Source organism: Pollutimonas sp. M17 (assembly GCF_025836975.1).
In the GTDB taxonomy this organism is placed as follows: Bacteria; Pseudomonadota; Gammaproteobacteria; order Burkholderiales; family Burkholderiaceae_B.
The window spans coordinates 2,378,905-2,404,975 of the sequence record NZ_CP107548.1 but is presented as its reverse complement, the minus strand read 5'-3'; the positions used below and the strand labels follow the sequence as shown (position 1 = coordinate 2,404,975).

The following is a 26,071-nucleotide window of genomic DNA, read 5'->3' as shown; positions in this document are numbered from 1 at the left end:
TAGGTGATTGGCACGACGAGGACTCCCTCAGCGATATTGTTTTGCTACTGAACGATAGCTACAAAAATCATACACTATAAAATTATTTCAATTCAAATCAATATATACATAATGAATCCATCGGGCGCATGCGTGAAAGTATTGTTTGGCAGCATGGCCAGTCTGTGCTAGGATTCACGACTATGTATCGCGCTTCCCAATTTTTCTTTTTTTATTTTTTTGCTTTTCCAAAACCGCTGGTGGAGGAAGGGAAGCGTTGTACGCAGTAAAAAAGAACCAAATTCCCAAAAAGCCGCCAGCGAAGCTAGGCGGCTTTTTTTGTACCGCTCGCTACGTTGACACCCACTCTGGAGTTAAGCCGTGTTGCACAATACTGATGATTTACGTATCCGGGAAATCAAGGAACTCAGCCCCCCGTCGCACGTCATGCGCGAGTTTCCCTGCACCACCGGAATCTCGTCCACCGTTTACGCCGCGCGCCATGCCCTGCACGACATACTGGAAGGCAAGGACGACCGCCTTGCGGTGGTGATCGGGCCCTGCTCCATACACAATCCCGTCGCGGCCATCGAGTACGCCAAGCGCCTGGTGGCGCAACGCGAGCACTTCAAGGGCGAGCTGGAAATCATCATGCGGGTGTACTTCGAGAAGCCTCGCACCACGGTGGGCTGGAAGGGGCTGATCAACGATCCCGGCCTGGACGGCAGCTTCAACATCAATCAGGGCCTGCGCACGGCGCGCGAATTGCTGATCGAAGTCAACAAGCTTGGGCTGCCGGCCGGCTGCGAGTTCCTTGACATGATCACGCCCCAATACATTGCCGACCTGGTCTCCTGGGGAGCCATCGGCGCGCGCACTACCGAAAGCCAGGTTCATCGCGAGCTGGCTTCCGGCCTTTCGTGCCCGGTCGGATTCAAGAACGGCACCGACGGCAATACCAAGATCGCCATCGACGCCATCAAGGCCGCGTCGCAGCCGCACCATTTCCTGTCGGTCACCAAGGGCGGGCATTCGGCCATCGTTTCCACGCTGGGCAATAACGATTGCCATGTCATCCTGCGCGGCGGCAAAGTGCCCAACTACGACGCCCAGAATGTCGAAGCGGCATCCCAGACACTGGAAAAATCCGGCCTGCGCCCCCGCATCATGATCGATGCCAGCCATGCAAACAGCAATAAGGACTACAGGAACCAACCGACCGTCCTGGACGATGTCGCCGGGCAGATGGAGGCGGGCGACGAGCGTATATTCGGCGTCATGGTGGAAAGCAACCTGGTCGGGGGGCGGCAGGACATGGTGCCAGGGCAGCCGCTGACCTATGGCCAGAGCATTACCGACGGGTGCATAGACTGGGACGCTTCTTTACAGGTGCTCGAACGGCTGTCACAGGCCGTGAAGAATCGGCGGCAGTGCCGGACGCAATCGGCAAATGCCCTGATCGGCAACCGCGCCTGAAAACGTTAGTATTCAGATAGGGAAATTATGGGATCGTTTCAAGGAGTTCTGGCATGAATGCCCCCGCCGTTACGCAAGCCATGCGCCGCATGATTCCCGCAGGCTTTCTTGAAGCGCTGCAAGACAGGTTCGGATCACGTTTCTCCACCGCGCAGGCGGTGTGCGAGCATCATGGGCGCGATGAATCCCCTTATCCGCCCATGCTGCCGGACGGCGTGGTGTTCGCGCTCAGCACCGAAGACGTCGCCTGGGTGGCGCGGCACTGCCATGAGCACAAGGTGCCTTTGATCCCGTTCGGGGTCGGCTCCTCGCTGGAAGGCCATTTGCTGGCCATACAAGGGGGCATCAGCCTGGATCTTTCCGGCATGAACCAGCTTGTGGCCGTGCATGCGGGCGATTTCACCGCGACGGTGCAGGCGGGCGTCACCCGCAAGCAGCTGAACGAGGAAATCCGCGATACCGGCCTGTTTTTCCCCATCGATCCGGGCGCCGACGCCAGCCTGGGCGGCATGGCGGCCACGCGCGCCTCGGGCACGAACGCGGTGCGCTACGGAACCATGCGCGAAAACGTCATGTCGCTGAAAGTCGTGACTGCCGACGGCCGGGTCATCGAAACGGCGAATCGCGCCCGGAAGTCCTCCGCGGGCTACGACCTGACGCGTATTTTCGTGGGCAGCGAAGGCACCCTGGGCATCATTACCGAGGTCACGGTCCGCCTGTACCCCCAGCCCGAGGCCATCTCGGCGGCCATCTGCAATTTCCCCACCCTGGACGCCGCCGTCCAGAGCGTGATCGAAATCATACAAATGGGCGTGCCGGTGGCGCGCGTCGAGTTCATGGACACCTGGGCGGTCAAGGCCACCAACGCCTACAGCAAGCTGGACCTGAAGGAGTCCCCGCTGCTGTTGTTCGAGTTCCATGGCAGTCCGGCCAGCGTCAAAGAGCAGGCCGAGATCGTGCAGGGCATTACCCACGATAACGGCGGCATGGATTTCCAATGGGCCGAGAGGCCCGAGGACCGCAGCCGGCTATGGACGGCGCGCCACAATGCCTATTTCGCGGGCCTGCAATTGCGGCCGGGCTGCCGGGCCAGCACCACCGACGTCTGCGTGCCCATTTCGCGGTTGGCCGAGTGTGTTTCCCAGACCGCGGCCGAACTGGACCGCGCCAGTTTTCCCTATACCATCGTGGGCCATGTCGGCGACGGAAATTTCCATGTGCTGATGCTGCTCGATGCCGACAACCCCCAGGAATGGGAAGAGTCCGAAAGGCTGAATCACCGCCTGGTCGAGCGCGCCATCCAGATGGAAGGCACCTGCACGGGCGAGCACGGCGTGGGCCTGCACAAAATGGAGTTCATGCTTGCCGAGCACGGGCAGGATGCGCTGGACCTGATGGACAGCCTGAAAGAAGCCTTCGACCCGCACAACATTCTGAATCCGGGTAAGATCATTCCGCATACATAAATGCGCCTGTGCCAAAAGGGGCGCAGCAATAACAAAAGAGACACATGAACGAGACTTCGATAGCGCCGGCACAGGAGACCGTGCCGGACTTTGCCGGCCTGATCGCGCGGATCAGGCACAACGTGCCCCAGCACTGCATATTGACCAAAGTGGAAGACACCCGGCCCTACGAGTGCGACGGCCTTTCGCTGTACCGGGCCCTGCCGCCGGTGGTCGTGCTGCCCGAGAACGAAGAGCAGGTCGTGGCCATTCTGCAGGCCTGCAAGGCCTTCAACATTCCCATCGTCGCGCGCGGCGCGGGCACCGGCCTGTCGGGCGGCGCCATGCCGCATGCGCAAGGCATCCTGCTGGGTCTGGCCAAGCTCAACCGCATCCGGAAAATCGATCCCCAGACCGCCACGGCGGTGGTCCAGCCGGGCGTGCGCAACCTGGCCATATCCGAGGCCGCCGCGCCTTATGGACTGTACTATGCGCCCGATCCATCCAGCCAGATCGCCTGTTCGATCGGCGGCAACGTCGCCGAGAACTCCGGCGGCGTGCATTGCCTGAAGTATGGCCTGACCGTGCACAACATCCTGCGCGTACGCGTGGTGACCATAGACGGCGATATCCTGGAACTGGGCTCCGAAGCCCCGGACGGCCCGGGGCTGGACCTGTTGGCGGCCTTCATCGGGTCCGAGGGCATGCTGGGCGTCGTCACCGAAGTCACCGTCAAGCTGATACCCAAGCCCACCTGCGCCCGCGTCATCATGGCCAGTTTCCCCAGTGTCGAAACGGCGGGCCAGGCCGTCACCAACGTGATTGCCGACGGCATCATTCCCGCCGGCCTCGAAATGATGGACAAGCGGGCCGTCCATATGGTCGAGCCCTTCGTCAATGCCGGCTACGATCTGGATGCCGCCGCCATATTGCTGTGCGAGTCGGACGGCACCGACGAAGAAGTGGACGACGAGATCGCGCGCATGCAGGCGGTGTTCCAGCAAGCCGGCGCCACCCGCTTGCAAGTATCGGGCTCCGAAGAGGAAAGGCTGCTGTTCTGGGCCGGCCGCAAGAACGCATTTCCCGCCGCAGGGCGGATATCGCCCGATTATTACTGCATGGACGGCACGATTCCGCGCCGGCACCTGGGGCGTGTGCTGAACGCCATCGAGCAAATGGAGGACGAATACGGCCTGCGTTGCGCCAACGTCTTCCATGCGGGCGACGGCAATCTGCATCCATTGATCATGTTCGACTCGAACCAGCCCAACGAAGTTGAACGCGCCGAGAAATTCGGTGCGGCCATTCTGGAGCTCTGTGTGCAGGTGGGCGGCACGATTACCGGCGAACACGGGGTGGGCCTGGAGAAGATCAACCAGATGTGCGTGCAGTTCACGCGCGAAGAGCTGGATTTCTTCAGTGCCTTCAAGAAGGCCTTCGACCCCTATGGGCTGTTGAATCCCGAGAAGCTCATCCCCACGCTGGTGCGTTGCGCCGAATACGGCAAGATGCATGTCCACGGCGGTGAAATCCGCTTTCCCGATCTGCCCCGCTTTTAAGGATCAAGCATGGATTTCGCGCTGTCCGAGCTTTCGCAACAAGTCATGGCCGCCCGCGGAGCCGAGCGCCCTGTTTATATACGGGGCGGCGGCACCAAGAATTTCTACGGCGAGCCCTTCGACGGCGAGGCCATTCCCGACTTTGCCGTGTTGGACCTGTCCGGCTATCAGGGCATCGTCAATTACCAGCCCTCCGAACTGGTGGTCACCGTCAAGGCCGGAACGCTGCTCAGCGACCTCGAAAAAACGCTGGACGAGCAGAACCAGATGCTGGCCTTCGAGCCGCCGCGCTTTGGCGCCGCCTCCACCATAGGCGGATGTGTCGCCAGCGGGCTTTCCGGCCCCAGGCGCATGGCGGCCGGCAGTGTGCGCGACTTCGTCCTGGGCGCGAAGCTGCTGGATTCTTCGGGGCTCACCCTGAGTTTCGGCGGCGAGGTCATGAAGAACGTCGCGGGCTACGATGTGTCGCGGCTGCTGGCGGGCTCCATGGGCATATTCGGGGCGCTCATCGAAGTCTCCATCAAGGTCGCGCCCAAGCCTTTCCAGGAAAAAACCGTCCTGATCCAGGTCGATGAAGCCGGCGCGCTGGAGCGCTTCAACACATGGCGCAGCCTGCCCATGCCCATTACCGGAACCGCCTGGCTGGCGCAAGCCGATGCGCCCGCCGGTTTGCTGCATGTCCGGCTGTCGGGCAGCGAGCCCGCGGTATTGAACGGCCTGAAAAGGCTGGGCGGCGACACGATGCCCGAGCCGGCGGCCACGCAATTCTGGGACAGCCTGCGCGATCAGACCCATCCGTTCTTCCAGGCGCGGCCTTTGTGGCGTGTGGCGGTGCCGCCCCAAACACCGATGCTGGGCGCCGGCCCGACACTGATCGAATGGAATGGCGGACAGCGATGGGTCTCGGCGGTGGATTCGGCTGCGGATTTCCGCGCCGCCGTCGCCCGGCGCGGCGGACACGCGACCCTGTTCCGCTTCGATTCCAAACCGTCCGGCGTGCCGGTGTTCCACCCCCTGGAGCCTGGCCTGAAGAATATCAATCGGCGCCTGAAGCAGGAACTCGACCCGGTGGGCATCTTCAATCCTAAACGCCTGTTTCCCGATTTTTGAGAGTAAACCGTGCAAACAAATCTAGCGTCATGGGCGCAGGAATCCGACCTGGGGCAGGATGCCGATGAAATCCTGCGCCGTTGCGTGCATTGCGGTTTCTGCCTGGCCACCTGTCCCACCTATCAAATCCTGGGCGACGAGCGGGACAGCCCGCGCGGGCGCATCTATCTGATCAAGCAGGTGCTCGAAGGCGTGGAGCCCACCGCCGCCACGCAAGAGCACCTGGATCGATGCCTGACATGCAGAAACTGCGAAACCACCTGTCCTTCAGGCGTTGAATACGGCGCTCTGGTGGACATCGGACGCAATCTGGTCGATCAGCGGGTCGAGCGGCCGATCGGACAGCGCATGACGCGCGCCGTGCTGCGCCGCATGCTGAATTCGCCCTTGTTCGGCCCGGCCCTGACGCTGGGCCGGCTGCTGCGCCCGGCGCTGCCCGAGGTACTGAAAAACAAGATTCCCGCGCTCCGGCCCGCCGGCGCCGTCCCATCGGATGGCGCGCGCCATGCGCGCCAGGTCCTGATGCTGTCAGGCTGCGTGCAGCCCGCCATGATGCCCGCCATCGACGCCGCCACCATACGCGTGCTCGACGCACTTGGCATAGGCACACGGGTCGTCCCGGGCGCCGGCTGCTGCGGAGCGATCAATTTCCACCTCGATGCGCAGGAAGCCGCGCTCGACCAGATGCGCGCCAATATCGATGCGTGGCTGCCGCTGCTCGATAACGGCCAGGCCGAGAGCATCATCATGAATGCATCGGGCTGTGGCGCCATGGTCCGGGAATATGCGCATCATCTGCGCCACGATCCCGAGTACGTCACCAAGGCCCTGCGCCTGGTCGACAAAGTGCGCGATGTGGCCGAGATCGTCGCGCCCCATGCCGGAGAGCTCAAGGCCAGGCTGGAAGGCCTGCCCGGCAAGACGGCGTTCCATCCGCCATGCACGCTGCAGCATTGGCAAGGGCTGCGGGGCGTCAGCGAGCGCATGCTGGCCGACCTGGGGTTTGCCATGCAGCCTTTCAATGAATCGCATCTGTGCTGCGGCTCGGCCGGCACCTATTCGGTCACCCAGCCCGGGTTGTCCAGGTCCCTGCGCGACCGGAAACTGGATGCCATACAGGCAAGCGGGCCCGACTGCATCGTTTCCTCGAATATCGGATGCATTACGCATTTGCAAAGCGGCACGGAAATACCCGTTCGCCATTGGATAGAAGTCGTCGATCAGGCCTTGTCCCGCGCCAGCGTCTAAAATACGCGCATGGCTAAAAATTCTGTATCGAAAGGGCGTGTCGTGGTCGGCATGTCCGGCGGGGTCGATTCCTCGGTCACCGCGTGGCTGCTGAAGGAGCAGGGCTACGACGTGCTGGGCCTGTTCATGAAGAACTGGGAAGACGATGACGACTCCGAATACTGTTCCACACGGCAGGACTGGCTGGACGCCGCCAGCGTAGCGGATCTGATCGGCGTCGACATCGAGGCCGTGAATTTCGCGGCTGAATACAAAGACCGGGTATTCGCCGACTTCCTGCGCGAGTACTCCGCCGGCCGCACGCCCAATCCCGACGTGTTGTGCAATGCCGAGATCAAGTTCAAGGCCTTCCTGGACCACGCCATGTCGCTGGGCGCGGAGCATATCGCGACCGGCCATTATGCGCGGGTGCGCAAGGTCGAAACCGCCAACGGCACCCAGCATCAGTTGCTGAAGGCGCTGGACCTGACCAAGGATCAAAGCTATTTCCTGCACAGGCTGAACCAGGCGCAACTGGCCAGAACGCTGTTTCCCCTGGGGGAGATCCCCAAGACTGAAGTCAGGCGCATTGCACAGTCCCTGCAACTGCCCAATGCCGCCAAGAAGGACTCGACCGGAATCTGCTTTATCGGCGAACGGCCTTTCCGGGAATTCCTGAACCGCTACCTTCCCACCCGGCCCGGCCCCATCAAGACGCCTGAAGGCCTGGTGCTGGGGCAGCACCAGGGGCTGTCGTTCTACACCCTGGGCCAGCGCAAAGGGCTGGGCATAGGCGGCGTCAAGGGCAGGCAGCGCGACGATGGCACGGCGGACGCCTGGTATACGGCCCGCAAGGACATTGAAAGCAACACCCTGTACGTCGTGCAGGGGCACGATCATCCCTGGCTGCTGAGCCAGAGTCTGCATGCCCTGGACGCCAGCTGGGTGGCCGGCCATGCCCCCGAACCGGGTTCCTATTCGGCAAAGACCCGCTACAGGCAAGCCGATTCGGCATGCGCCCTGGAGGGCGCCGCCGAAGGCGGTTTTTCCTTGTCGTTTGCCGAGCATCAGTGGGCGGTCACGCCGGGGCAATCGGCCGTGCTCTATGACGGCGACGTCTGCCTGGGCGGCGGGATCATCGCCTAGCGTTCATCGGCATGAAAAAGCGCTGGAAATCTCCAGCGCTTCGGGGATCGCTGCGCCCGCGGGCCGGTCGGGTCGCCGGGCCCGCGTCCGCGTCCGATCAGGAGTTGATGCCTTTCAGGAACATATAGATCGCCAGGGCATACAGCATGCCGGCAAAGACACGCTTGAGCTTCTTGACGGGCAGGTTGTGCGCGGCCCTGGCCCCCAGGGGGGCGGTGCAGACGCTGGCCGCGGCAATCAGGCCCAGTGCGGGCAGGGAAATATAGCCGAAGGCCCCCGGTGGCAGCCCGGTGACCGACATTCCCGAAACGATGTAGCCCGCCACGTTGGCGACCGCGATGGGAAAGCCCAGTGCCGCGCTGGTGGCCACGGCCGTGTGGATGGCAACGTTGCACCAGGCCATGAAGGGCACGCTGATGAAGCCGCCGCCCGCTCCGACCAGGCCGGACAGGAAGCCGATGGCGCCGCCCGCGAGCAACTGGCCGCCGGTGCCCGGCATCTGGCGTGTGGGTGGCGGCTTCTTGTCCAGGAACATCTGCGTGGCTGAAAAGGCGACGAAGATGCCGAAGAAGATGGCCAGGTAGGCGCCCTTGAGAATCGAGAACACGCCCACGCTGCCTATCATGCTGCCGATGACAATGCCCGGGGCGAGCTTGCGCACGATGTCCCAGCGCACCGCGCCGCGCTTGTGGTGGGCCCGCACGCTGGAGATGGAGGTGAAGATGATGACTGCCATGGATGTGGCAATAGCCATTTTGACCGCCAACTCGCTGTCGACGCCCTGCGAAGAGAACATGAAGGTAAGAAAGGGCACGAGGACCATGCCTCCGCCTATCCCGAGCAGGCCGGCCAGAAAGCCGCTGCCGATCCCAAGTAGAAGAAGTTCGATGATGTGGAAGGTATTCATAACGTTGAGCTGGCTTGGCGCGGCGCCGGAATGACGGACGCTTGCGCCATGAAAAAAGAATGCGCCTGGCAAGCAGCGCCAGGTACCGGAATAAAAACCACCGGTATCATGACACATTCCACCGATTGAAGTGCTGTCAATCTTGCAGATAGCTGAAACGCTTGAATTGAAGGCGTATGCCCTCCGGCGTTTCGTTATTCCCCATCGATACCCCCAGCAGCAGGCGCGCCTTCAGTGCGTCCAGCAGCCCGGCGGGTATCAGCCCCCGGTTTATCAGGTCGATCTCGGACCCCGGGAACCCGTATGTATTGTTGAATACCGGCCCCGCAGGCGTGCGCACGGCCAGCACGACCGGCATTTTTTCAGCCAGGCCGGACAGCCCGGGGACCCAGCTTTGCGGAACGTGTCCCGCACCCATCGCTTCGACGACGACGCCGGCATAGGCCATGCCGGGCAAGGCGTCGAGAATCCGGCCGTCGTCGCCCAGGCATGCCTTGACGATGGCAATGTCCGCCAGGGCGCCGGGTGCGGGCGTGGAGCGTCGGGGCGCGGCGGGTGAGGATGTGAACAGCGCGCGCTGCTCGCAGACCAGTCCGATGGGGCCGCAGTTGGGGGATATGAAGGAGGATGTCAGGCCGGTATGCCCCTTTCGGACAAAGGCGGCGGCATGGATTTCGTCGTTCAGTACGACCAGGGAGCCGCGGCCGGCGGCGTGGGGCGAGCCGGCCACCACCACCGAAGCCAGCAGGTTGGCGGGACCATCGGCGCCGGCGGCCTGGGCTCCCCGCATGGCGCCGGTGACGATGAGCGGCTTGCTGTCGGCGACGAGCAGATCGAGCAGGAAGGACGTTTCCTCGATGGTGTCCGTGCCCTGGATGACAATGGCGCCGTCGATGCCGGCGTCGAACCGCTGCTGAATCAGCTTTGCGAGATCGACGATATGGTTCGTCGTCAGCGAAGCGCCGGGCATGCTGCTGAAGGTCAGGGCTTCGATGTCGGCTTGCTGCGCAATCTGGGGGACGGCATTCAGCAGGTCGGCGGCGGTGAGCGTGGGCGCGATGCCTTTCGCCCCCTGGCCGCTGGTCATGGTAATGGTGCCGCCGGTGGAAACGACGATGAGCTTGGGCTTGGACATGCTGTGTATTCTATGTTTGATGATTGCTGAATGCGCTGCAAGGGGCGCGTCAAGGCGCCCCTTGCCTGTCGCCGGCGGGTTGGTCAATCTATGGTAATGCCGGTTTCCTTCACGACCTTGCCATAGCGGGATATTTCCGAATCCAGCAATTTTGCAATCTCCGCGGGTGGCGTGCTCAGCGGCTTCGCGCCCAGCTTGCTGAAGGTCTGGATTATTTTGGGGCTTTGCACGGCTTTGCCGAAGGCTTCGTTCAGGCGGGACACGATTTCGTCGGGCATGCCTGCGGGCCCCAGGATTCCGCTGTACAGCGTGAGTTCGGCCGCGGGTACGCCCGCTTCCCGGATGGTCGGGACATCGGGCAGCGCGTCGACGCGGTCGGGGGTGGAGACGGCGAGCGCACGCAGCTTGCCGGCATTGACCTGCGCGATGGCGGGAGGCATGCTGCTGAATGCGTACTCGATGTCTCCGGAAATGATGGCGGTCACCAGCGGCGCGCTGCCCTTGTAGGGAATATGGACGATGTCATTCTTGGCCTCCTTGTTCATCATTTCACTGGCCAGATGGATGATGGTGCCATTGCCGGATGAACCGTAGGAGTACGTGCCCGGCTTCTCCTGTATGCGCTTGTTCAGTTCCTGCACGGTCTTGACGGGCGAGTTCGAGTTGATGACCAGCAGCAAGGGGGTGGACGATACCATCGCCACAGGGGTGAAGTCTTTGACGGTGTCGTAGGGCAACTTCTTGTACAGGCTGGCATTGATCGCATGCGTGGTCAGATCCTGGAACAGCAGCGTGTAGCCATCGGCCTTGGAGCGAGCCACGACATCCGAAGCGATGGTCGTGCCCGCACCCGGGCGGTTTTCCACTACGATGGTCTGTCCCAGAACCGTGGAGGCTTCGCTGGCCACGGCGCGCGCCACGACGTCGGAGATGCCTCCTGGAGGAAAGCCGACGATCATGCGTATGGGTTGCGATGGGTAACTGCCCTGTGCAAGAACGGGGCTGGCCGCCAGCGCGAGTGCGCAAAGCAAGGGTCGGGAAAGTCGTGCAATTTTGAACATATATGTCTCCTGTTATAGCAACGTAAAAGGTGGAAGGGGGTTAATGGGCGAGCGCCAGCAGGGACTGCCAGTAGTCTTCGATCTGCCTGCGCTCGAGATTGCGGGCGATGAACACCAGTGCGGACTGGCGGGCGTCATCGGGGTCGCGTTCCAGGGCCACGGGCTTGTCGTAGACATGGCATACGCCCTGGATCAGCTGCGCCTGGCTCTCGCCTTTGAAATAGACGATGCCCTTCACGCGCAGCAGGTCCTGGCCCCGAAGGCGGAGCAGGGTGGACATGAACAGATCGAACAAAGGACGATCGAGCGGGACGTCGAAGCGCAGCGCGAAACTGGCGATGCCGGCGGGGTGAATGGAACGCTGCCGGGCAAGGTAGGCGCCAGCGGCGTCCGGCGCGGCGGCTTCATCGGGCGCGTCCTCCCTGAGGGCGCGAATGTCGCCGAACAGCCCGCCGCCCCCGGCCGGCAGCAAGGCGGGATGATTGAACGGTGTGGCATGAGCCAGCAGGGCAATGTCGATGTCGCCCTGCGTCGCGGCGATGCCATGGGCATAGCCATTGACCGAGCGCGCCCAGGCCCAGGCGGCCTCGGCCTGGGCAGGCGTGGCCAGGTCGGATTTGCTCATGACGATGAGGTCGGCCGCCGCCATCTGGGCATCCGCTATGGCCTGTGCGGCCTGACGCGCCTGTGCGTTGATCGGGTCGACCAGCGTGACGACATGGGCGAGCCGGTAGTCGCGGGACAGCGGGCCATCGCCATACAGGGTTTGCGCGATGGGGCCGGGTTCGGCCAGGCCGCTGGTCTCTATGATGACGCGGTCGAAACTGGGCAGCTCTCCGCGGTATCGGCGCATGCCCAGGTCCACGAGCAGCGCCTGGAGGTCCCCGCGCAATTGGCAGCACATGCAGCCGTTATCGAGCAGCACCGTTTCGTCGTTCGAGCGCTCGAGCAACTGATGGTCTATCCCGATTTCGCCGATCTCATTGACGATGAGCATCGAGTTGGACAATTCCGGCGTGGCCAGCACTTTCTTGAGCAGCGTGGTCTTGCCGCTGCCCAGAAAGCCCGATACGACAATGACGGGTGTGCGCGCATCCGTCCGCATGGCTATACCGTCATCTCGATCGCATACAGTCCGCCCGCATGACGGTCGACGGCGAACACGATGCCGCGGTCGTCGACGAAGACGTCGTTGAACTGTATGGAGCCGGCCGGTGAACCCGCCGGCGCGTCAGGCACGAAATAGGCGACTTCCTGCGGACTGTAGGGATCGCGGATGTCGTAGGCGCGTATGCCGCCGTTGAAGTACGAGCAGACAAGAATGTCCTCCGACTTCCAGGATCCAGGAACCGGCGTGTTTTCGTGCACATTGTGCGCCCCGTAGCGGCCGCCTCTCTGCTTGTGTATCTCCACCGGCGGCATGGGCAGCGTGGAGATGCTGATCGGATGCTTCTCGTCGCTGATGTCCACCAACCAGACCAGCTTGGGCCAGTCCGCGGCGTTGTCCTGCACGGTTTCGTCGCTGACCACCATCAGCTTGCGGTCGAACAGCGGCATCGCGGTATGCGTGAAGCCCTTGAATGGCGGGGAATTCATGAAGCGCGAGATCGGCTTGGGATTGCTCAGGTCCGAGATATCCATGATGAATGCGCCGCCGTCCAGGTAGCCCAGATAACAGCGGTCGGGACGCTGCGGATAGACATTGGTGTTGTGGGCGCGGAAGCCCGAGTCGAATTCCGGGGCGAGGCGCTGGGGAGGCGGCGCGTCGTCGCCTTCCATGGTTCCGGGCATGTGCCAGCGCCCTATGGCCTTGGGCGAGGTCGGGTCGCTGACATCCACGATGCGATACACCTGATCATCCTTGGGGTTGCGCGGAACCAGTTCGGGATCGCCGCAAGCCATGTGGACGGTCGTGCCGTCCACGAACCACAGGCAGTGCGCGCCCCTGGAGTGGGGGGCGGAGGCGTCGAAGTGGGACAGCAGGCGGGGTTTTTCGGGTTGGCTGATGTCGAAAAGGTCGAAACCGGCGGGAGCCAGGCCTGGCTGGCTGACCTGATAGGCTACTGCCATGAGGTTGCCGCTGACTTCCAGCGAGTTCGACCGCACGTTGGCGTGCGGAAGATCGGTCTGGACCAGCACCCGGGGGCGGCGAGGATCGGAGACATCGACGGCCGTGAAATTCTTCGGGGCGCCTTCGTGCGCCAGCCACAGGACGCGTCGTCCGTCCGGCAGGCACTGCATGGCGATGCCTTCGCCTACGCCGCCGAAACCGCCCAGGGTGTCTTGCGATAGCAAGCGCATGTTGCGCTGCTGAGGATAAAAGGTTTTCTGCATGCCTTGGGTTTCCTTAGGGTTGAGCGGTTGCGGGGCCGGGTTGGGCAGGGCTGACCTTGTCGTACCATTCCAGTATCTGTTGGCCGGTCATGAAGCGGACGCCTTCATGCCCTGCTATGTAGGTCAGCGCGTTCTCCAGGTGCTTGATGCGGTGGGGAACGCCGCTGAGGAAGGGATGGACGGCAATCGCCATCACCCGCACGCGTTCCTCGCCTTCCATGTACAGGCGATCAAAACTGTCCCGCACGCGTGTGTAGAACTCTTCGGAGCGATGGTGCTGGACCGCCATCATGGGAACGTCGTTCAGTTCCACGGAATAAGGCATGGCCACCATAGGGCCGGTGGCGGTCTTCAGGCGGCATGGCTCGTCGTCCAGAACCCAGTCGCCGATGTACCGTATGCCGGCTGCATGAAGCAGGTCGACGCTGTCCAGGGTTTCGGTGAGTCCGGGGCCAAGCCAGCCGACGGGCGCATTGCCCGTGAAGCTGCGTATGGCGTCGACCGTCTTGGCGATCATGGCGGCCTGGTCGTCGACCGCGTGCGTCGGCATCTGGATATAGCCATGCCCCATGAATTCCCAGCCGGCGTCATGCGCAGCCTGGGCGACTCGCGGATAGCTGGAGCAAACCATGCCATTGATGGAGAGCGTGGGAACGACCCCCAGTTTGTCGAACAAGGCCTTCATGCGCCAGAACCCTACACGCATGCCATATTCATGCCAGGCCCAATTGGGGATATCGGGAAAGGGCGTGACGCCGGTCGGAGCCGGCAACACCTGGCGGGCCATGGGACGGGCAATGTCCCAGTGCTCCACATTGACGATAGGCCACACGATGATGCGTGCATTGCCGGGCCTGTTTAACGGGGCGCGATCTATGATGGCCGAGTAGGGCAGTCGTTCGGCGGGTATTGCAGAAGGATTAGTATTCATAATATGGATAACATGTAAGTGCGGTAATATGAAGTTCGAAATTTTCAACCTTACCGCCAATCTAGATACGTGCTTTGGCAGTGTCAACGGCTGTTGTTTATAATTCCACAATATGGATAATTTTCCTGAGGCTGGATCGACTCGCCGGGAAGCCGTGCCAGGTACCCAGGCCATCCGCCGCCTGGTCGATGTGCTTAAGGTCCTGGCGGAGTACCAGGAGGCCGGCCTGCGATTTGTCGAAGTGGCCCAGCTTTGCGGCTTGCAGCAGCCGACTGCCCACCGCATGCTCAAAGCCTTGCAGGCGGAGCAGATGGTGGAGCGTGACGCCGCCACTCGCCGCTACCGGCTCGGTCCGCTGGCATTCGAACTGGGTATTGCCGCCGCGCCGCAGTTCAATCTGCTGGAAATGAGCGCGCCGTCCTTGCGCAGGCTGGCCGACACGAGCGGCGACACCGCCTTCCTGTTCATTCGCCGAGGCAACGATGCCGTCTGCATCGATCGCGTGCTGGGGCATTACTCCATCCAGACTCCGGTGGTAACCATAGGCAGCCGACAGCCTTTGGGAGTCAATGCGGGAGGACTGGCCATGTTGCTGGCCTTGTCCTCGTCCGAAATAGATACGATTCTGGCGGCCGTGGCTACACGGCTTGGCGTGTACGGCAATTGCGACGAGGCCGATATCCGCAGGCTGGTGGCGCGCAGCCGGGAACTGGGCTATGCCAGCATAGGCGAGATGGCCGTGCCTGGCGTCACCGCCATGGGCCTGGCTGTCATAACGCAATTCGGATCTCCCGCGGCGGCCCTTACCATGGCCGCCACCACCAGCCGCATGACGCCGCAACGCCAGGCGGAGCTGCTGCCTGTGCTGCGCGCCGAGGTGGATTTGCTGGCCGGCTTGCTGTACCGGCGTTAGCCTGCATTGACGGCCCAGCGGGCCGGCCGGAGATTGACCGCACCTGGCTACCAGTGGTCTCCGACCTTGGCGCCAAGCCGCCGCTGATCCGCAAACCAGTCGGCCAGTTGCCCGACGAAGGCGCGGGTGCGGGCCGACAGATTCTGACGTGTGGGATAGACGGCAACGATGTTGGCCGACGGCAGGGTCCAGTCGGCCAATACCTGTTTCAGCCGGCCCGAGCGCAGGTAGGCTGCGGCTTCCCATTCGGACCTGAGCAGTATTCCGTGTCCGTCCAGCGCCCATTCCAGTGCGGCCGCCCCGTCGTTGGTACTCAGCCGGCCGCGCACTTTCAGGGTTTCCGTTCGCGAGCCCGACGATAAATACCAGGTGCCGTAGGTTTCATCGCTTTCGCGGATGACGATGCAGTCGTGCGACGGCAGGTCGGAAGGGCGGGCGGGTTCGCCGGCTTTCTCAAGATACCGCGGCGAGGCGCACAGCAGCCGGCGGTTCAGGGCGATGGTGCGCGCGGTCAGTCGGGAGTCGGGCATGTCGCCAAAACGGATGGCGACGTCGAATCCATCTTCGACCAGGCTGGCGGGGCGATCGCTCAGGTGCAACTGAACCTCGACCTGGGGAAATTCCCGGATGAATCGGGACACCGCCGGAACGATGTGGCGCCTGCCGAAGCCCAGTGTCGCATGGACCCGCAGCAGTCCGCGCGGCACGGCGTGGCCGCCCGCGATGGTCTGCTCCAGTACGTTCAGCCCATCCAGCAATGTGGAGCCTTCGGCTAGATAGGCCTCGCCTTCGGCGGTCAGGCTGATGCGCCGGGTCGTGCGATTCATCAATCGCACGCCCAGCCGCTGCTCCAGCGCGGCCAGTCTTTTGCTGACGGTGGACGCGGTGACCCCCAGCTCCTGGGCGGCGCGGGCCAGGGTCGCATGCTTGGCCGTCAAGACGAAAAAGCCGAGATCGGAGATGGGATCCATGAGGACAGGATTGAGGCGGAGGCGATTATGTCTTTAGAGTAAATAATGTAGTGGAGTTTTCGACATTATCAACTTCGACTCTCATATTAACATTGCCGGGTAGCAGGAATCTTCAAGGTTATGCAATGTCAGCGCGCAGCTTGTACCGGAAACTCGTGGACGCGCATACGGTGGCCAGGCTGGACGACCAGAATGTGCTGCTTTATGCCGATCTGCATTTGATGAACGAATACACCAGCCCTCAGGCGTTTGCGGGGCTGCACGAACAGGGGCGCGCCGTGTATGCGCCCGAACAGAATGTGGCCGTGGTCAGCCACATCATCCCCACGCATCCGGTCCGGCCCCGCGTCATCGCGGATCCGGCGTCCGCCTTGCAGGCCAGCAACCTGAAGCGCAACTGCCAGCGCCATGGCATACCGTTGTTCGACACGAACGATGCCTTGCAGGGCATCGAACATGTCGTGGCGCCGGAGCACGGAATGATACGGCCGGGCATGGTCGTCATCTGCGGAGACAGCCATACCACCACCTACGGCGCCCTGGGCGCCCTGGGCTTCGGCATCGGAACGTCGGATGTCGAACATGTGCTGGCAACCCAGACGCTGGTCTATCGTCCGGCGGAGGACATGCGCATACGGGTGGATGGCGTCTTGCCGCTGGGCACCACCGCCAAAGACCTTATTTTGATGATCATCAGCCGTATCGGGGCCCAGGGCGCGCGCGGCTATGCCGTCGAGTTCTGCGGCCCGGCCATCGACGCCTTGTCCATCGAAGCGCGTTTTACCTTGTGCAACATGACGGTGGAGGCGGGAGCTCGTGGCGCGCTCATCGCGCCGGACGAGCGCGCGATCGACTACGTGCTTTCCAGGGCGCCCGATATAAGCGGCGATATGCGCCGACAGGCGGTCGCCCACTGGGCCACGCTGGCCAGCGACGCCGACGCGCCGTTCGATTGCGAATATCGGTTCGATGCGGCCGACGTGGCGCCCTACGTCACCTGGGGCACCAGCCCCGACCAGGCCATAGCGATAGATGGCGCCATACCGTCGCCCGACGAGCTGGCCGATGGCGTGGACAAGGCGTCGGCCCTGCAGGCGCTGCGCTATACAGGCCTGTCCGGCGGGATGGCGGTGCAGGGGGTTCCGGTACAGCATGTCTTCATAGGATCATGCACCAACGGCCGGATCGAAGACCTTCGCGACGTGGCGCGGGTCGTCCGCGGCAAGCGGGTTGCCAAAGGCGTCAGGGCCATGGTGGTGCCCGGTTCGGGCGCCGTCCGAGCCCAGGCTGAACAGGAAGGCATAGCCAACTTACTCATTCAGGCCGGCTTCGAATGGCGGCAGCCGGGCTGTTCCATGTGCCTGGCGATGAATGACGATGTGCTGGGGCCGGATCAGCGTTGCGCATCGACCACCAACCGGAATTTCGAGGGGCGTCAGGGGCGCGGCGCCATTACGCATTTGATGAGTCCGGCCATGGCCGCGGCGGCGGCCGTAACAGGTGTCATTACCGATGTCCGGCACCTTTCCACCCAGGAAATCCCATGAGCGACAATTTTCGCATCAGCGGGGTGGCGGCCCCCTTGCCGCTGGCCAATCTGGACACCGATCAGATCATGCCCAAGCAGTTTTTGCGCGGCATCGACAAAAGCGGCCTGGACGCCGGTGTTTTTTACGACATGCGTTTTGATGAAAAGGGCCGCAAGCACGACGACTTTGTGCTGAACCGGCCGGCGTATGCGCAAACCCGCATACTGGTGGCAGGTTCGAATTTCGGCTGTGGATCGAGTCGCGAGCACGCCGTCTGGGGCTTGCAGCAATTCGGCATACAGGCGGTGATCGCATCCAGCTTTGCCGAGATCTTTCATGCCAATGCCATGAACAACCGGCTATTGCTTGTGGCGCTGACCGAGCCCGAAGTGCAGGCCATCATGGCCGATGCCGATCGGCCTTCGACATCCGAAATGTCCATCGACATACAGGCCATGACGGTGCGCAGCCACAGTTGCGAAGCCCGCTTCACCATGGCGCCCAGGCATCGCCACATGTTTCTTGAAGGCCTGGACATGATAGGCGCCACGCTGGAGCACAGGCCCGCCATCGATGCCTTCGCCTCGCGGCACGGGGATCTGTATCCCTGGCTGAAGAATGTGGCCGGCCGCACCCGTGAACGTTTGCACCGGGGCTGAGCCGGCACGGCTCAATAAAAAAGCCAGGCTTGCGGCAAGCCTGGCTTTTATGCGATGAACTGCTATCAGCTTTGGACCGGCACTGTCGCCATGAAGGAAGGCCGGGTTTGCAGCTTCTCTTCGAGCCGCTGCAGGTTTCCGTACTTGGATCGCCAATTGAGCTCCGAGAAACGCAAGTCCAGATAGCCCAATGCGCAGCCGACGGCCACGTCGGCCAGGCTGAAATTGACGCCCATGCAGAAAGGCTGGTCGTCCAGGCTTTTATCCATGGAGTCGAGCGCCACGTTTATCTTTCCGTACTGGCGGTCTATCCATTGCTGGCTGCGCAGCTCGGCCGGACGCCGGTGGGTTTCGATGTAGATGGCCAGCGCGGCGTCGAGGACGCCATCGGCGATGGCTTCCCAGCACTTGGTCGCGGCGCGGTCACGGCCTTGTTGCGGAATGAGGCGGCCGACCGGAGAAAGCGTATCGAGGTATTCGACGATGACCCGGGAATCGAAGAGACTGCCGTTATCGTCCATAAGTAGACAGGGCACCTTCCCCAGGGGGTTGTGGGCTTGTATTTGTGTATTTTCGGCCCACACATTCTCGAGTACGAATTCGTAATCGAGCTTTTTCTCTGCCATTACGACGCGTACTTTGCGAACGTAAGGACTAGTGAGCGAACCAATAAGTTTCATGGCAAAGTTTGGAAGTTACAGGCAAAAAAAGTATAGCAGGATACCGTTGCGTATTCGTCGCGAATGGGCGGACAAAACCGCTACCTAAGGGTATACCTATGCAATGTGTCGTTTATATGCTTATTCGACTGTCGGGGTGTGACATTTCAGCGAAAGTCGGGTAAGGGGGAATCCCCGCGTTGGATCGATGTTATTCAGCTTTTATTCAGAACCCAAGTCGCACGGGTGACGGATGCTAGAATTCGGGCTGGATTTTCTTTACCTGTACTGCAATGCAAATAGCCCCGCAATTAAGCCATCTCAATGCCTTGTCGCCCCTGGACGGCCGCTACGCCGCCAAAGGGCAGACGCTGCGCCATACCTTGTCCGAAGCGGCTTTCATGGCCCACCGCGTCGAAGTCGAGGTGGCCTGGCTGCTGGGCCTGTCCGAAGCCGGCCTGCCCGAGCTGCCTTCGTTCTCCGCCGAATCGAAGGCCTTGCTGAAAGCGCTGGTCGACGATTTCTCGGAAGACGACGCCGCCCGGATCAAGGAAATCGAAAAGACCACCAACCATGACGTCAAGGCGGTCGAGTACTGGCTGAAGGAGCGCGTGGCGGGCAATGCGCAGCTGGCCGCCGCGGCGGAGTTCATTCATTTCGCCTGCACGTCCGAAGACATCAACAATACTTCTCATGCATTGATGCTGACGCGCGCGCGTTCCGAGTTCATCGTGCCGCGCCTGACCGAGCTGTGCGAGCACCTGAAGACGCTGGCGCGCCAGTTTGCCGACCAGCCCATGCTGTCCCGCACGCATGGCCAGCCGGCCAGCCCCACCACGCTGGGCAAGGAATTCGCCAACGTCGCGGCCCGCCTCGATCGCGCCGTCGCCGCCGTCAAGGCGGTGCAGCCCCTGGCCAAGATGAACGGCGCCACCGGCAACTACAACGCCCACATGTCGGCGTATCCGGAAATCGACTGGCCGGCCTTCAGCGCGGGGGTGCTGGGCAGCCTGGGACTGGAGCAGAATCCGTACTCCATACAGATCGAACCGCATGACTGGATGGCGGCGTTGTTCGATGCCGTCGCGCGCGCCAATACCATCATCCTGGACCTGAATCGCGACATCTGGGGTTATATCGCCCTGGGCTACTTCAAGCAGCGCCTGAAGGAAGGCGAGGTCGGTTCGTCCACGATGCCGCACAAGGTCAATCCCATCGACTTCGAGAACTCCGAGGGCAACCTGGGACTGGCCAATGCCGTGCTGCGGCATTTGTCGGAAAAGCTGCCCGTATCGCGCTGGCAGCGCGACCTGACCGACTCGACCGTATTGCGCAACCTGGGCGTGGCTTTCGGCTACTGCGCTGTCGCCTACGATGCCTGCCTGCGCGGCCTGCACAAACTGGAACTGAATGCCGCCGCCATCGATCGGGATATCGACGAGTGCTGGGAAGTCCTGGCCGAGCCCGTGCAGACGGTCATGCGCCGCTACGGGCTGCCTCAGCCCTACGAGCAACTGAAGGCGCTGACGCGCGGCAAAGGCATCAACCGCGAAGGGCTGACTGAGTTCATCGGCGGCCTGGATCTGCCCGACGAACCCAAGGCCCGCCTGCTGGCCATGACTCCACGCAGCTACGTCGGCCTGGCGGCCGAACTGGCCAGGAAGATTTAAGCATGTGCGTTCAAGCGGGTTGGTTCGAGCCCGCTGCGTCACGCGGCATTGATTTCTGAACGTGGTGGACTGCGCCGTTCATTACGATTTTTGTATTTTTTTCTTGCCGCGAAGGCTTTTTTCGAGTTAGAATCTTTTTCTTTGCAGCGATGGGCTGTTAGCTCAGTTGGTAGAGCAGCGGACTCTTAATCCGTAGGTCGACAGTTCGAGCCTGTCACAGCCCACCAGTAAAAATCAAGCATTTAGGCCAATTCTTCGGGGGTTGGCCTTTTGCTTTTATGAGGCGCGAGGTGAGGGCATTCCTTCATCTCGTCTATGACCGGAATCCTTAGCGGTTCTTCGGTTCGTCGCCTTCAGACCGGTAATGCTGCTTGTCGTCCGTGGGCCGTTCCTCTTTCTTCGCCTTATCGATGGATTCTTCATCTTTCGGCTTGCCGCCGGGCACTCTAATGACATCTCCATGAGGCGTCAGGCTGGGGGATTCTTTGTCGAGTTCGGGTTCCGTCATGTTTGCACTCCTGTCAGTTTGGCGGAACCGGGCCGCAATAAGCATGCCTGACGGTGGATGGTGTTGCGGCGACGCCATTTTGCCAATATGAAAAAGCGCTTGTATCCTATGCTCCCATGAGCAGAACCCGGAATCCGTCATGCGGGAATCTGGCGGTTTAATTTGCGCCTTCCAGCGCAGGGGTATGAACGCGTTGCGTAGCGGGCCAAGCCAAATGGGCATTCCATGAATGCCGGGTCGGTATCCTGCGTTGCAGCCAAATAGGAGCAAGTGTGTCGTTATGAGTTACGGAAAATGGATCGGAAGCTTGCCAGTGCCTCTGAAGCGTCACATCATTGCCTACGATAATTTACCGGACCATGGCGGGTGCAAGCTATATCTTCGGGGTGGGCCAAGGCGCATCGTTCTGGAGCTGTGTGTCCTTGATCATGATCGAACGGAACTGGCCGAATTGCTCTGCGAACTGGCCGATCGCCCTACGCCCGGTCCGATCCGGATCACCGTCGAAGAGGGGCGGCTTGCCGTCAAGAGCGGAAGCGACGACCGGCGGGGTTTGGAGCCCGAGCCCGACGCGGCCAGTTTGGCGTAAAGCACCGCCGTGTCCGCTTCTACAGCGACAAAGCGTCGGGCCTCATCCGAACTCATCATATAGGGCGGGCGGCAAAAGAAGACCCGCCGAAGCGGGTCTGGATCAAGTGTGGAATGTCAACGATTCAAGGGCTCATCGCCCCTGGGCTGCTTGTCTCCGGGTCGGCCGCCTGTTGCCGCGCCGCCTTGCTCGTCTGGTTTGCCGGCTGGCGGACCGCTGCGGTCTACGTCCTTATCCGGGACTCTGCTGACCGCTCCGGGTGGTTCGCGTTTCAGCGGATCGGTATCTGGCATATGCTTGGTCATATTTCCTCCTGTCAGCAAAGTGGGCCGTCAATTCAAGCCGCATGGCCATCCAGGCGCTTACTTTCCGAATTTTGTCTTGGCTTGCGTGATGCATTGATCTTTTGCATCGCCCGACATGGCGTCGCACTTTTCCTTGGCAACGTTGTAAGCGGAGTCGCGTTCTTCCTCGGTCGCGTCATGCTGCGCTTCCGCGGAAGCCTTGCCGGCTTTGGCGTCGGCTTTCGCGGAATCGCGCTGTGCCTTGGCCTTCTCCTCGCAGACGTCCTTGTCATTACCTTTCAGGGAGTCGCAATGCTTCATTGCGCTGTCATATTGCGATGAGATTTGATCGGCGGTCATGCCGGCATGCGTTTCGTTGGCCCAGGCGGCGGAGCCGAAAGCCGACGCCAATGCGAATCCGCCGACAAGCAAGGGTTTGAAAAAATTCATTTTGCCATTCATGGAAATACTCCTATCAAAACGATTGAGGGTTGCGCTGCGTCCCCCCAAGCTCACCTGGGTCGCTCGACCGAGACAGCCTTCAAGAGCAGCTTGTGTCCCGGTAAAGCAAGCGACGTTCCCACGAAGCGCCGGCCCATGCGGGCCTGGTGCGACGGCCAGGCCGGTATCGATCCAGAGCTTTACAGGCATAGCCCTTGCTGTGCGCCGGAACGCTCTGTTTTGGATCTCCCGGACTGAGCGCTATTCAAAGGAGAACCATATATGTTTGCCCATAACAAGCGTTTGCAGTACACCGTCAGGGTGGCGGAAACCAACCCGGGCCTGGCCAATTTGCTGCTGGAGCAATTCGGCGGTCCGCAAGGCGAGCTTGCCGCCGCCTGTCGCTATTTCACCCAATATATCGGCGAGGATGACCCCGGGCGCAAGGACATGCTCATTGATATCGCCACAGAGGAACTGAGCCATCTGGAAATCATCGGGCACTTGGTGGCCATGCTCAATAAAGGAGCCAAGGGCGAGCTGGCCGAGGCGGTCGATACCGAGGCGGAGCTCTACCAGAAGTTGCACGGCGCGGGCAACGATTCCCATGTCACGCAGGTGCTCTATGGCGGTGGCCCCGCCTTGACCAACTCCGGCGGTCAGTTGTGGTCGGCGGGCTATATCGATACCATCGGCGAACCGACCGCTGACTTGCGCTCGAACATCGCCGCGGAAGCAAGAGCGAAAATCGTCTATGAACGCCTTATAAACGTCACTGACGATCCCGGTGTGAAGGATGCGCTGATCTTCCTGATGACACGGGAAGCGGCCCACCTGAAGTCATTCGAAAAAGCCTTGTACTCGATCTCTCCGAACTTCCCTCCCGGGAAGCTGCCCGCGGATCCCGAATTTGCCGATACGTATTTCAATTTATCCCAGGGAGAGGGAGCGATGGAAGGGCCATGGAACAACGAGGCCAATTTCAGGCGAGTCGATCAATGGGATGAAATGTCCGCGGTCGATGGCGGAGATGGAGCGGCGTCGGTAAATCTGAGCGACAAAGAGGCGCAAGTGGTGAAGGCCATGGCTGTGCGGACAGCGTCGGACCCGATGGCCGATCCGGTGACGGGAGCCGAGCTCGGAAGCAGTGACTTCGACGATGATGACGACCTGGCTTGACATCAGTACCATGAAAAGGAAAGGCCGGATCCCATGATCCGGCCCGCCGGGCATTGAAAGACGGCCGTCAATTGCCCAGGTCTATGCCGCGATCCAGCGGTCCAGCCTTGGGCTGGCCGCTTTTTTTCTTGCCCGATTGCCTTGAATCGGAGCCCGGGTGTAAATCTTTCCGGGCCTTGTCTTGAATGTCATCGCGCGGCTTCTGCCTGCCCGCCAGTGAAATATCGGTTTCACCGGGTTCGATCTTGGCTTGCGTCATATATGCTCCACTTGATGAATTCAGATGCTGCGGCAGCAGCAACTTCCATGCCCTGAACCGGGGATCGGCGTCCGCTCTTCGGTTTAGGGACATGTGCCTACTCGCCGCCCGGCTGCGCCATTGCCGAGGCCGGCGCCTCGCCGCTTTCTCGAAACCGGAATGAGCGCCATGCAGACGCTGCGGCGGCTGGACGCCGTTGCCGGGTGTTATCCGTCATATGGTTCAATCGTCGTTCGCACCATTGCAGGCAGGCGGATATGCCGATAAAGAGTGCTCCAAGAGCGCAAAGAAGGAATGAAATGCCGCTGGGGTTCATACCGCTCTCCGTTAAAATACTTTTGGTTTTGAGACCTTTGGTAGCAAGTATCGTTCCCGCAGCAAATAAATTTCTTGACCGCCCGTCGTCCGGATAATAATATGATTGTCATCATATTAGGGCATTGATGCCATGGACACAAAACTCAGCCGTAAAGAGGCGACCCATAAACGCATCGTTGAAGTGGCCGCCCGAGCCATACGCCGCGGCGGCTATGGCGGAGTGGGCGTGGCCGACATCATGAAAGAAGCCGGCCTGACCCACGGCGGCTTTTATGCGCATTTTCCGTCGCGCGACGCCATGTTGGCCGAGGCGGTGCAATACGCCGGCCGGCAGGTCCTGCAGATATATGCCGAGCGGACCGAGGAACTGCGCAAGCAAGGCGCCAGTCCGTTTCGGGCCCTCGTCGAAAGCTATCTGTCCGAGCGGCATCTGGAAGGGCTGGAAAACGGCTGTCCCGTTGCGGCTCTCGCATCCGACATGCCCCGGCAGGTGCCGGAGGTTCAGGCCGCTTCGCGTGAGCGCGTGCACATCATGTTCAGCGTGGTCCGGCAGGTATTGCCCGAGCATGTAGATCCCGACCAGGCCGCGGTGATTGCCAGCACCCTGGTAGGGACGCTTTCGCTGGCCCGTGCCCTGGGTGGCGGGCCGGAAAGCAAGACTCTGCTGGCCAGCAGCCGTGCCGCGCTGCTGGCGCGGTACGACGATCCGGGCCATCCAGCCAAGGACGATTCGGGGCTGGGCGGTCCAAGCCCGATCCCCAACCCGGCCTGACATCAGACGCCGCCCCATGGTTGCATCAAGGATTTTCCTAGCGCTCAATGCCGGCCAAAAATATGATGATCGTCATATTAAGAGGTTTTGATTTTATTTATCAACAGCTCATCCAGCATCATTTATTCAAGGAGAGAACATCATGGATCTCAGCAATTCCGTCGTACTGATCACAGGGGCCAATCGTGGCTTGGGCCTGGCCTTTGCCAAGGAGGCGCTGGCGCGCGGCGCCCGAAAGGTCTATGCCGCCGCGCGGGATCCATCCACGGTTACGCTCGAGGGTGTCGTGCCCTTGCGCCTGGACGTGACCGATGATGCGCAAGTAAAGGCCGCCGCCGGGCTTTGCGGCGATGTAAGCCTGCTCATCAACAATGCCGGCATCGCCCATCTGGGTGGTTTCCTGGCGGAAGACAGCGTGGAGTCGACCCGTCGCCATATGGACACAAATTTTTTTGGCATGCTGGCGATGAGCAGGGCCTTCGCCCCCATCCTTGCGCGCAATGGCGGCGGTGCGATCCTGAATGTGTTGTCCGTCGCCAGTTGGACGAACTTGCCCAGCCTTGCCCCGTATGGCTCTTCCAAGTCGGCGGCCTGGGCGTTGACCAACGGCCTGCGCCATGAGCTGCACGAGCAGGGCACCCAGGTGCTGGGCCTGCACATGTCTTTTGTGGATACCGACCTGACGCGCGGGCTGGATGTTCCCAAAATACCGCCGGCGGCCGTCGTCAGCCAGGCGCTGGACGGTTTAGCCGCCGGGGCTCAGGAGGTGTTGGCCGACGATAGCACGCGGCAGGTGAAGCGCGGTCTTTCGGCCGAGCCGGCCATCTATCTGAGCCATCCTCATAGGGCGGCCGCCTAGCTCCTTGCGAGCGGTGAGCGGGTCTGGCGGGCCTGACGCGCTTGCAGTACGATTTATCGAGGATGTAAGCCGCCATGTCTTCTTAATGGAGATCAAAGGTGGGCGAGGCCCGATATGATATCTTGGTGATGCAACACCGTAATTTCCGCAG

25 protein-coding genes and 1 tRNA gene are annotated in these 26,071 nt (G+C 61.5%); 15 read left to right on the top strand and 11 right to left on the bottom strand.

The features are described 5' to 3' along the window. Positions 1-360 precede the first annotated feature (360 nt). The 6 genes from aroG to mnmA are packed head-to-tail and all read left to right on the top strand — an operon-like array spanning position 361 to position 7,942. A complete protein-coding gene (gene aroG, locus OEG81_RS11410; RefSeq protein ID WP_264129369.1) occupies positions 361-1,455 on the top strand; it encodes a 3-deoxy-7-phosphoheptulonate synthase AroG in 1,095 nt (364 codons plus the stop codon). Positions 1,456-1,508: 53 nt separating this feature from the next. Continuing rightward, positions 1,509-2,921: an FAD-binding oxidoreductase gene (locus OEG81_RS11405; RefSeq protein WP_264129368.1), complete on the top strand. Its 1,413-nt coding sequence runs from the start codon at positions 1,509-1,511 to the stop codon at positions 2,919-2,921. A gap of 44 nt (positions 2,922-2,965) precedes the next feature. Continuing rightward, on the top strand, positions 2,966-4,459 hold the full coding sequence (locus OEG81_RS11400) for an FAD-linked oxidase C-terminal domain-containing protein (RefSeq protein ID WP_264129367.1): 1,494 nt from the start codon (positions 2,966-2,968) through the stop codon (positions 4,457-4,459). A gap of 9 nt (positions 4,460-4,468) precedes the next feature. After that, complete coding sequence (gene glcE, locus OEG81_RS11395; RefSeq protein WP_264129366.1) at positions 4,469-5,569, top strand: glycolate oxidase subunit GlcE; 1,101 nt, start codon at positions 4,469-4,471, stop codon at positions 5,567-5,569. 9 nt (positions 5,570-5,578) lie between these two features. Further along, on the top strand, positions 5,579-6,817 hold the full coding sequence (gene glcF / locus OEG81_RS11390; protein ID WP_264129365.1) for a glycolate oxidase subunit GlcF: 1,239 nt from the start codon (positions 5,579-5,581) through the stop codon (positions 6,815-6,817). 9 nt (positions 6,818-6,826) lie between these two features. Further along, entirely contained in the window at positions 6,827-7,942 is a 1,116-nt protein-coding gene (mnmA, locus tag OEG81_RS11385) for a tRNA 2-thiouridine(34) synthase MnmA (protein WP_264129364.1), read from the top strand. Between the two features lie 97 nt (positions 7,943-8,039). Here the strand turns inward: mnmA and OEG81_RS11380 are convergent, their stop codons facing one another. The 6 genes from OEG81_RS11380 to OEG81_RS11355 form a co-directional block, all read right to left on the bottom strand. Beyond that, the gene (locus OEG81_RS11380; RefSeq protein ID WP_264129363.1) at positions 8,040-8,849 is read right to left on the bottom strand and encodes a sulfite exporter TauE/SafE family protein; all 810 of its coding nucleotides are present in this window, start codon (positions 8,847-8,849) and stop codon (positions 8,040-8,042) included. Between the two features lie 136 nt (positions 8,850-8,985). After that, the gene (locus tag OEG81_RS11375; RefSeq protein ID WP_264129362.1) at positions 8,986-9,984 is read right to left on the bottom strand and encodes an asparaginase; all 999 of its coding nucleotides are present in this window, start codon (positions 9,982-9,984) and stop codon (positions 8,986-8,988) included. 83 nt (positions 9,985-10,067) lie between these two features. Beyond that, positions 10,068-11,045, bottom strand: coding sequence for a Bug family tripartite tricarboxylate transporter substrate binding protein (locus tag OEG81_RS11370; RefSeq protein WP_264129361.1), 978 nt, complete (start codon positions 11,043-11,045; stop codon positions 10,068-10,070). Positions 11,046-11,085: 40 nt separating this feature from the next. After that, on the bottom strand, positions 11,086-12,150 hold the full coding sequence (locus OEG81_RS11365) for a CobW family GTP-binding protein (protein ID WP_264129359.1): 1,065 nt from the start codon (positions 12,148-12,150) through the stop codon (positions 11,086-11,088). A gap of 2 nt (positions 12,151-12,152) precedes the next feature. Further along, on the bottom strand, positions 12,153-13,379 hold the full coding sequence (locus OEG81_RS11360; RefSeq protein WP_264129358.1) for an LVIVD repeat-containing protein: 1,227 nt from the start codon (positions 13,377-13,379) through the stop codon (positions 12,153-12,155). A 13-nt stretch (positions 13,380-13,392) separates the two neighbouring features. Further along, positions 13,393-14,310 carry a polysaccharide deacetylase family protein gene (locus OEG81_RS11355; RefSeq protein WP_264129357.1) on the bottom strand — a complete coding sequence of 306 codons (918 nt, stop codon included), beginning with the start codon at positions 14,308-14,310 and terminating at the stop codon, positions 13,393-13,395. A gap of 112 nt (positions 14,311-14,422) precedes the next feature. Here OEG81_RS11355 and OEG81_RS11350 point away from each other — a divergent pair, with 112 nt between their 5' ends. Continuing rightward, positions 14,423-15,223 (top strand): IclR family transcriptional regulator, encoded by an 801-nt coding sequence (locus OEG81_RS11350; protein WP_264129355.1) that lies wholly within the window; start codon positions 14,423-14,425, stop codon positions 15,221-15,223. A gap of 47 nt (positions 15,224-15,270) precedes the next feature. Here OEG81_RS11350 and OEG81_RS11345 read toward each other — a convergent pair whose 3' ends face one another. Continuing rightward, positions 15,271-16,194 carry a LysR family transcriptional regulator gene (locus OEG81_RS11345; protein WP_264129354.1) on the bottom strand — a complete coding sequence of 308 codons (924 nt, stop codon included), beginning with the start codon at positions 16,192-16,194 and terminating at the stop codon, positions 15,271-15,273. Positions 16,195-16,319: 125 nt separating this feature from the next. Between OEG81_RS11345 and leuC the strand changes: the two genes are divergently transcribed. Both leuC and leuD read left to right on the top strand, forming a co-directional pair. Next, positions 16,320-17,741 (top strand): 3-isopropylmalate dehydratase large subunit, encoded by a 1,422-nt coding sequence (gene leuC / locus OEG81_RS11340; protein ID WP_264129353.1) that lies wholly within the window; start codon positions 16,320-16,322, stop codon positions 17,739-17,741. After that, on the top strand, positions 17,738-18,382 hold the full coding sequence (leuD, locus tag OEG81_RS11335) for a 3-isopropylmalate dehydratase small subunit (protein ID WP_264129352.1): 645 nt from the start codon (positions 17,738-17,740) through the stop codon (positions 18,380-18,382). Before leuC ends, leuD begins: the two co-directional genes overlap by 4 nt. A gap of 65 nt (positions 18,383-18,447) precedes the next feature. Here the strand turns inward: leuD and OEG81_RS11330 are convergent, their stop codons facing one another. Beyond that, positions 18,448-19,062: a glutathione S-transferase N-terminal domain-containing protein gene (locus OEG81_RS11330; protein WP_264129351.1), complete on the bottom strand. Its 615-nt coding sequence runs from the start codon at positions 19,060-19,062 to the stop codon at positions 18,448-18,450. A gap of 272 nt (positions 19,063-19,334) precedes the next feature. Here OEG81_RS11330 and purB point away from each other — a divergent pair, with 272 nt between their 5' ends. Both purB and OEG81_RS11320 read left to right on the top strand, forming a co-directional pair. After that, complete coding sequence (purB, locus tag OEG81_RS11325) at positions 19,335-20,711, top strand: adenylosuccinate lyase (protein ID WP_264129350.1); 1,377 nt, start codon at positions 19,335-19,337, stop codon at positions 20,709-20,711. Positions 20,712-20,862: 151 nt separating this feature from the next. Then, positions 20,863-20,938: transfer RNA gene (locus tag OEG81_RS11320), tRNA-Lys, on the top strand. A gap of 101 nt (positions 20,939-21,039) precedes the next feature. Here OEG81_RS11320 and OEG81_RS11315 read toward each other — a convergent pair. Beyond that, positions 21,040-21,219, bottom strand: a complete 180-nt coding sequence (locus OEG81_RS11315; RefSeq protein ID WP_264129349.1) for a hypothetical protein — start codon at positions 21,217-21,219, stop codon at positions 21,040-21,042. A gap of 280 nt (positions 21,220-21,499) precedes the next feature. On the opposite strand from OEG81_RS11315, the gene OEG81_RS11310 reads away from it, so the two are divergent. Continuing rightward, on the top strand, positions 21,500-21,808 hold the full coding sequence (locus OEG81_RS11310; RefSeq protein ID WP_264129347.1) for a hypothetical protein: 309 nt from the start codon (positions 21,500-21,502) through the stop codon (positions 21,806-21,808). A 362-nt stretch (positions 21,809-22,170) separates the two neighbouring features. Here OEG81_RS11310 and OEG81_RS11305 read toward each other — a convergent pair whose 3' ends face one another. Continuing rightward, positions 22,171-22,554 (bottom strand): hypothetical protein, encoded by a 384-nt coding sequence (locus OEG81_RS11305; RefSeq protein ID WP_264129346.1) that lies wholly within the window; start codon positions 22,552-22,554, stop codon positions 22,171-22,173. A 261-nt stretch (positions 22,555-22,815) separates the two neighbouring features. On the opposite strand from OEG81_RS11305, the gene OEG81_RS11300 reads away from it, so the two are divergent. Continuing rightward, a complete protein-coding gene (locus tag OEG81_RS11300; RefSeq protein ID WP_264129345.1) occupies positions 22,816-23,712 on the top strand; it encodes a manganese catalase family protein in 897 nt (298 codons plus the stop codon). A 67-nt stretch (positions 23,713-23,779) separates the two neighbouring features. On the opposite strand, the gene OEG81_RS11295 is transcribed toward OEG81_RS11300, so the two are convergent. Beyond that, a complete protein-coding gene (locus tag OEG81_RS11295) occupies positions 23,780-23,971 on the bottom strand; it encodes a hypothetical protein (protein ID WP_264129344.1) in 192 nt (63 codons plus the stop codon). Between the two features lie 448 nt (positions 23,972-24,419). Here OEG81_RS11295 and OEG81_RS11290 point away from each other — a divergent pair, with 448 nt between their 5' ends. Together OEG81_RS11290 and OEG81_RS11285 are read left to right on the top strand one after the other, a co-directional pair. Beyond that, a complete protein-coding gene (locus OEG81_RS11290) occupies positions 24,420-25,061 on the top strand; it encodes a TetR/AcrR family transcriptional regulator (RefSeq protein WP_264129343.1) in 642 nt (213 codons plus the stop codon). Between the two features lie 142 nt (positions 25,062-25,203). Next, entirely contained in the window at positions 25,204-25,920 is a 717-nt protein-coding gene (locus tag OEG81_RS11285) for an SDR family oxidoreductase (RefSeq protein ID WP_264129341.1), read from the top strand. The last annotated feature ends 151 nt before the right edge of the window (positions 25,921-26,071 follow it).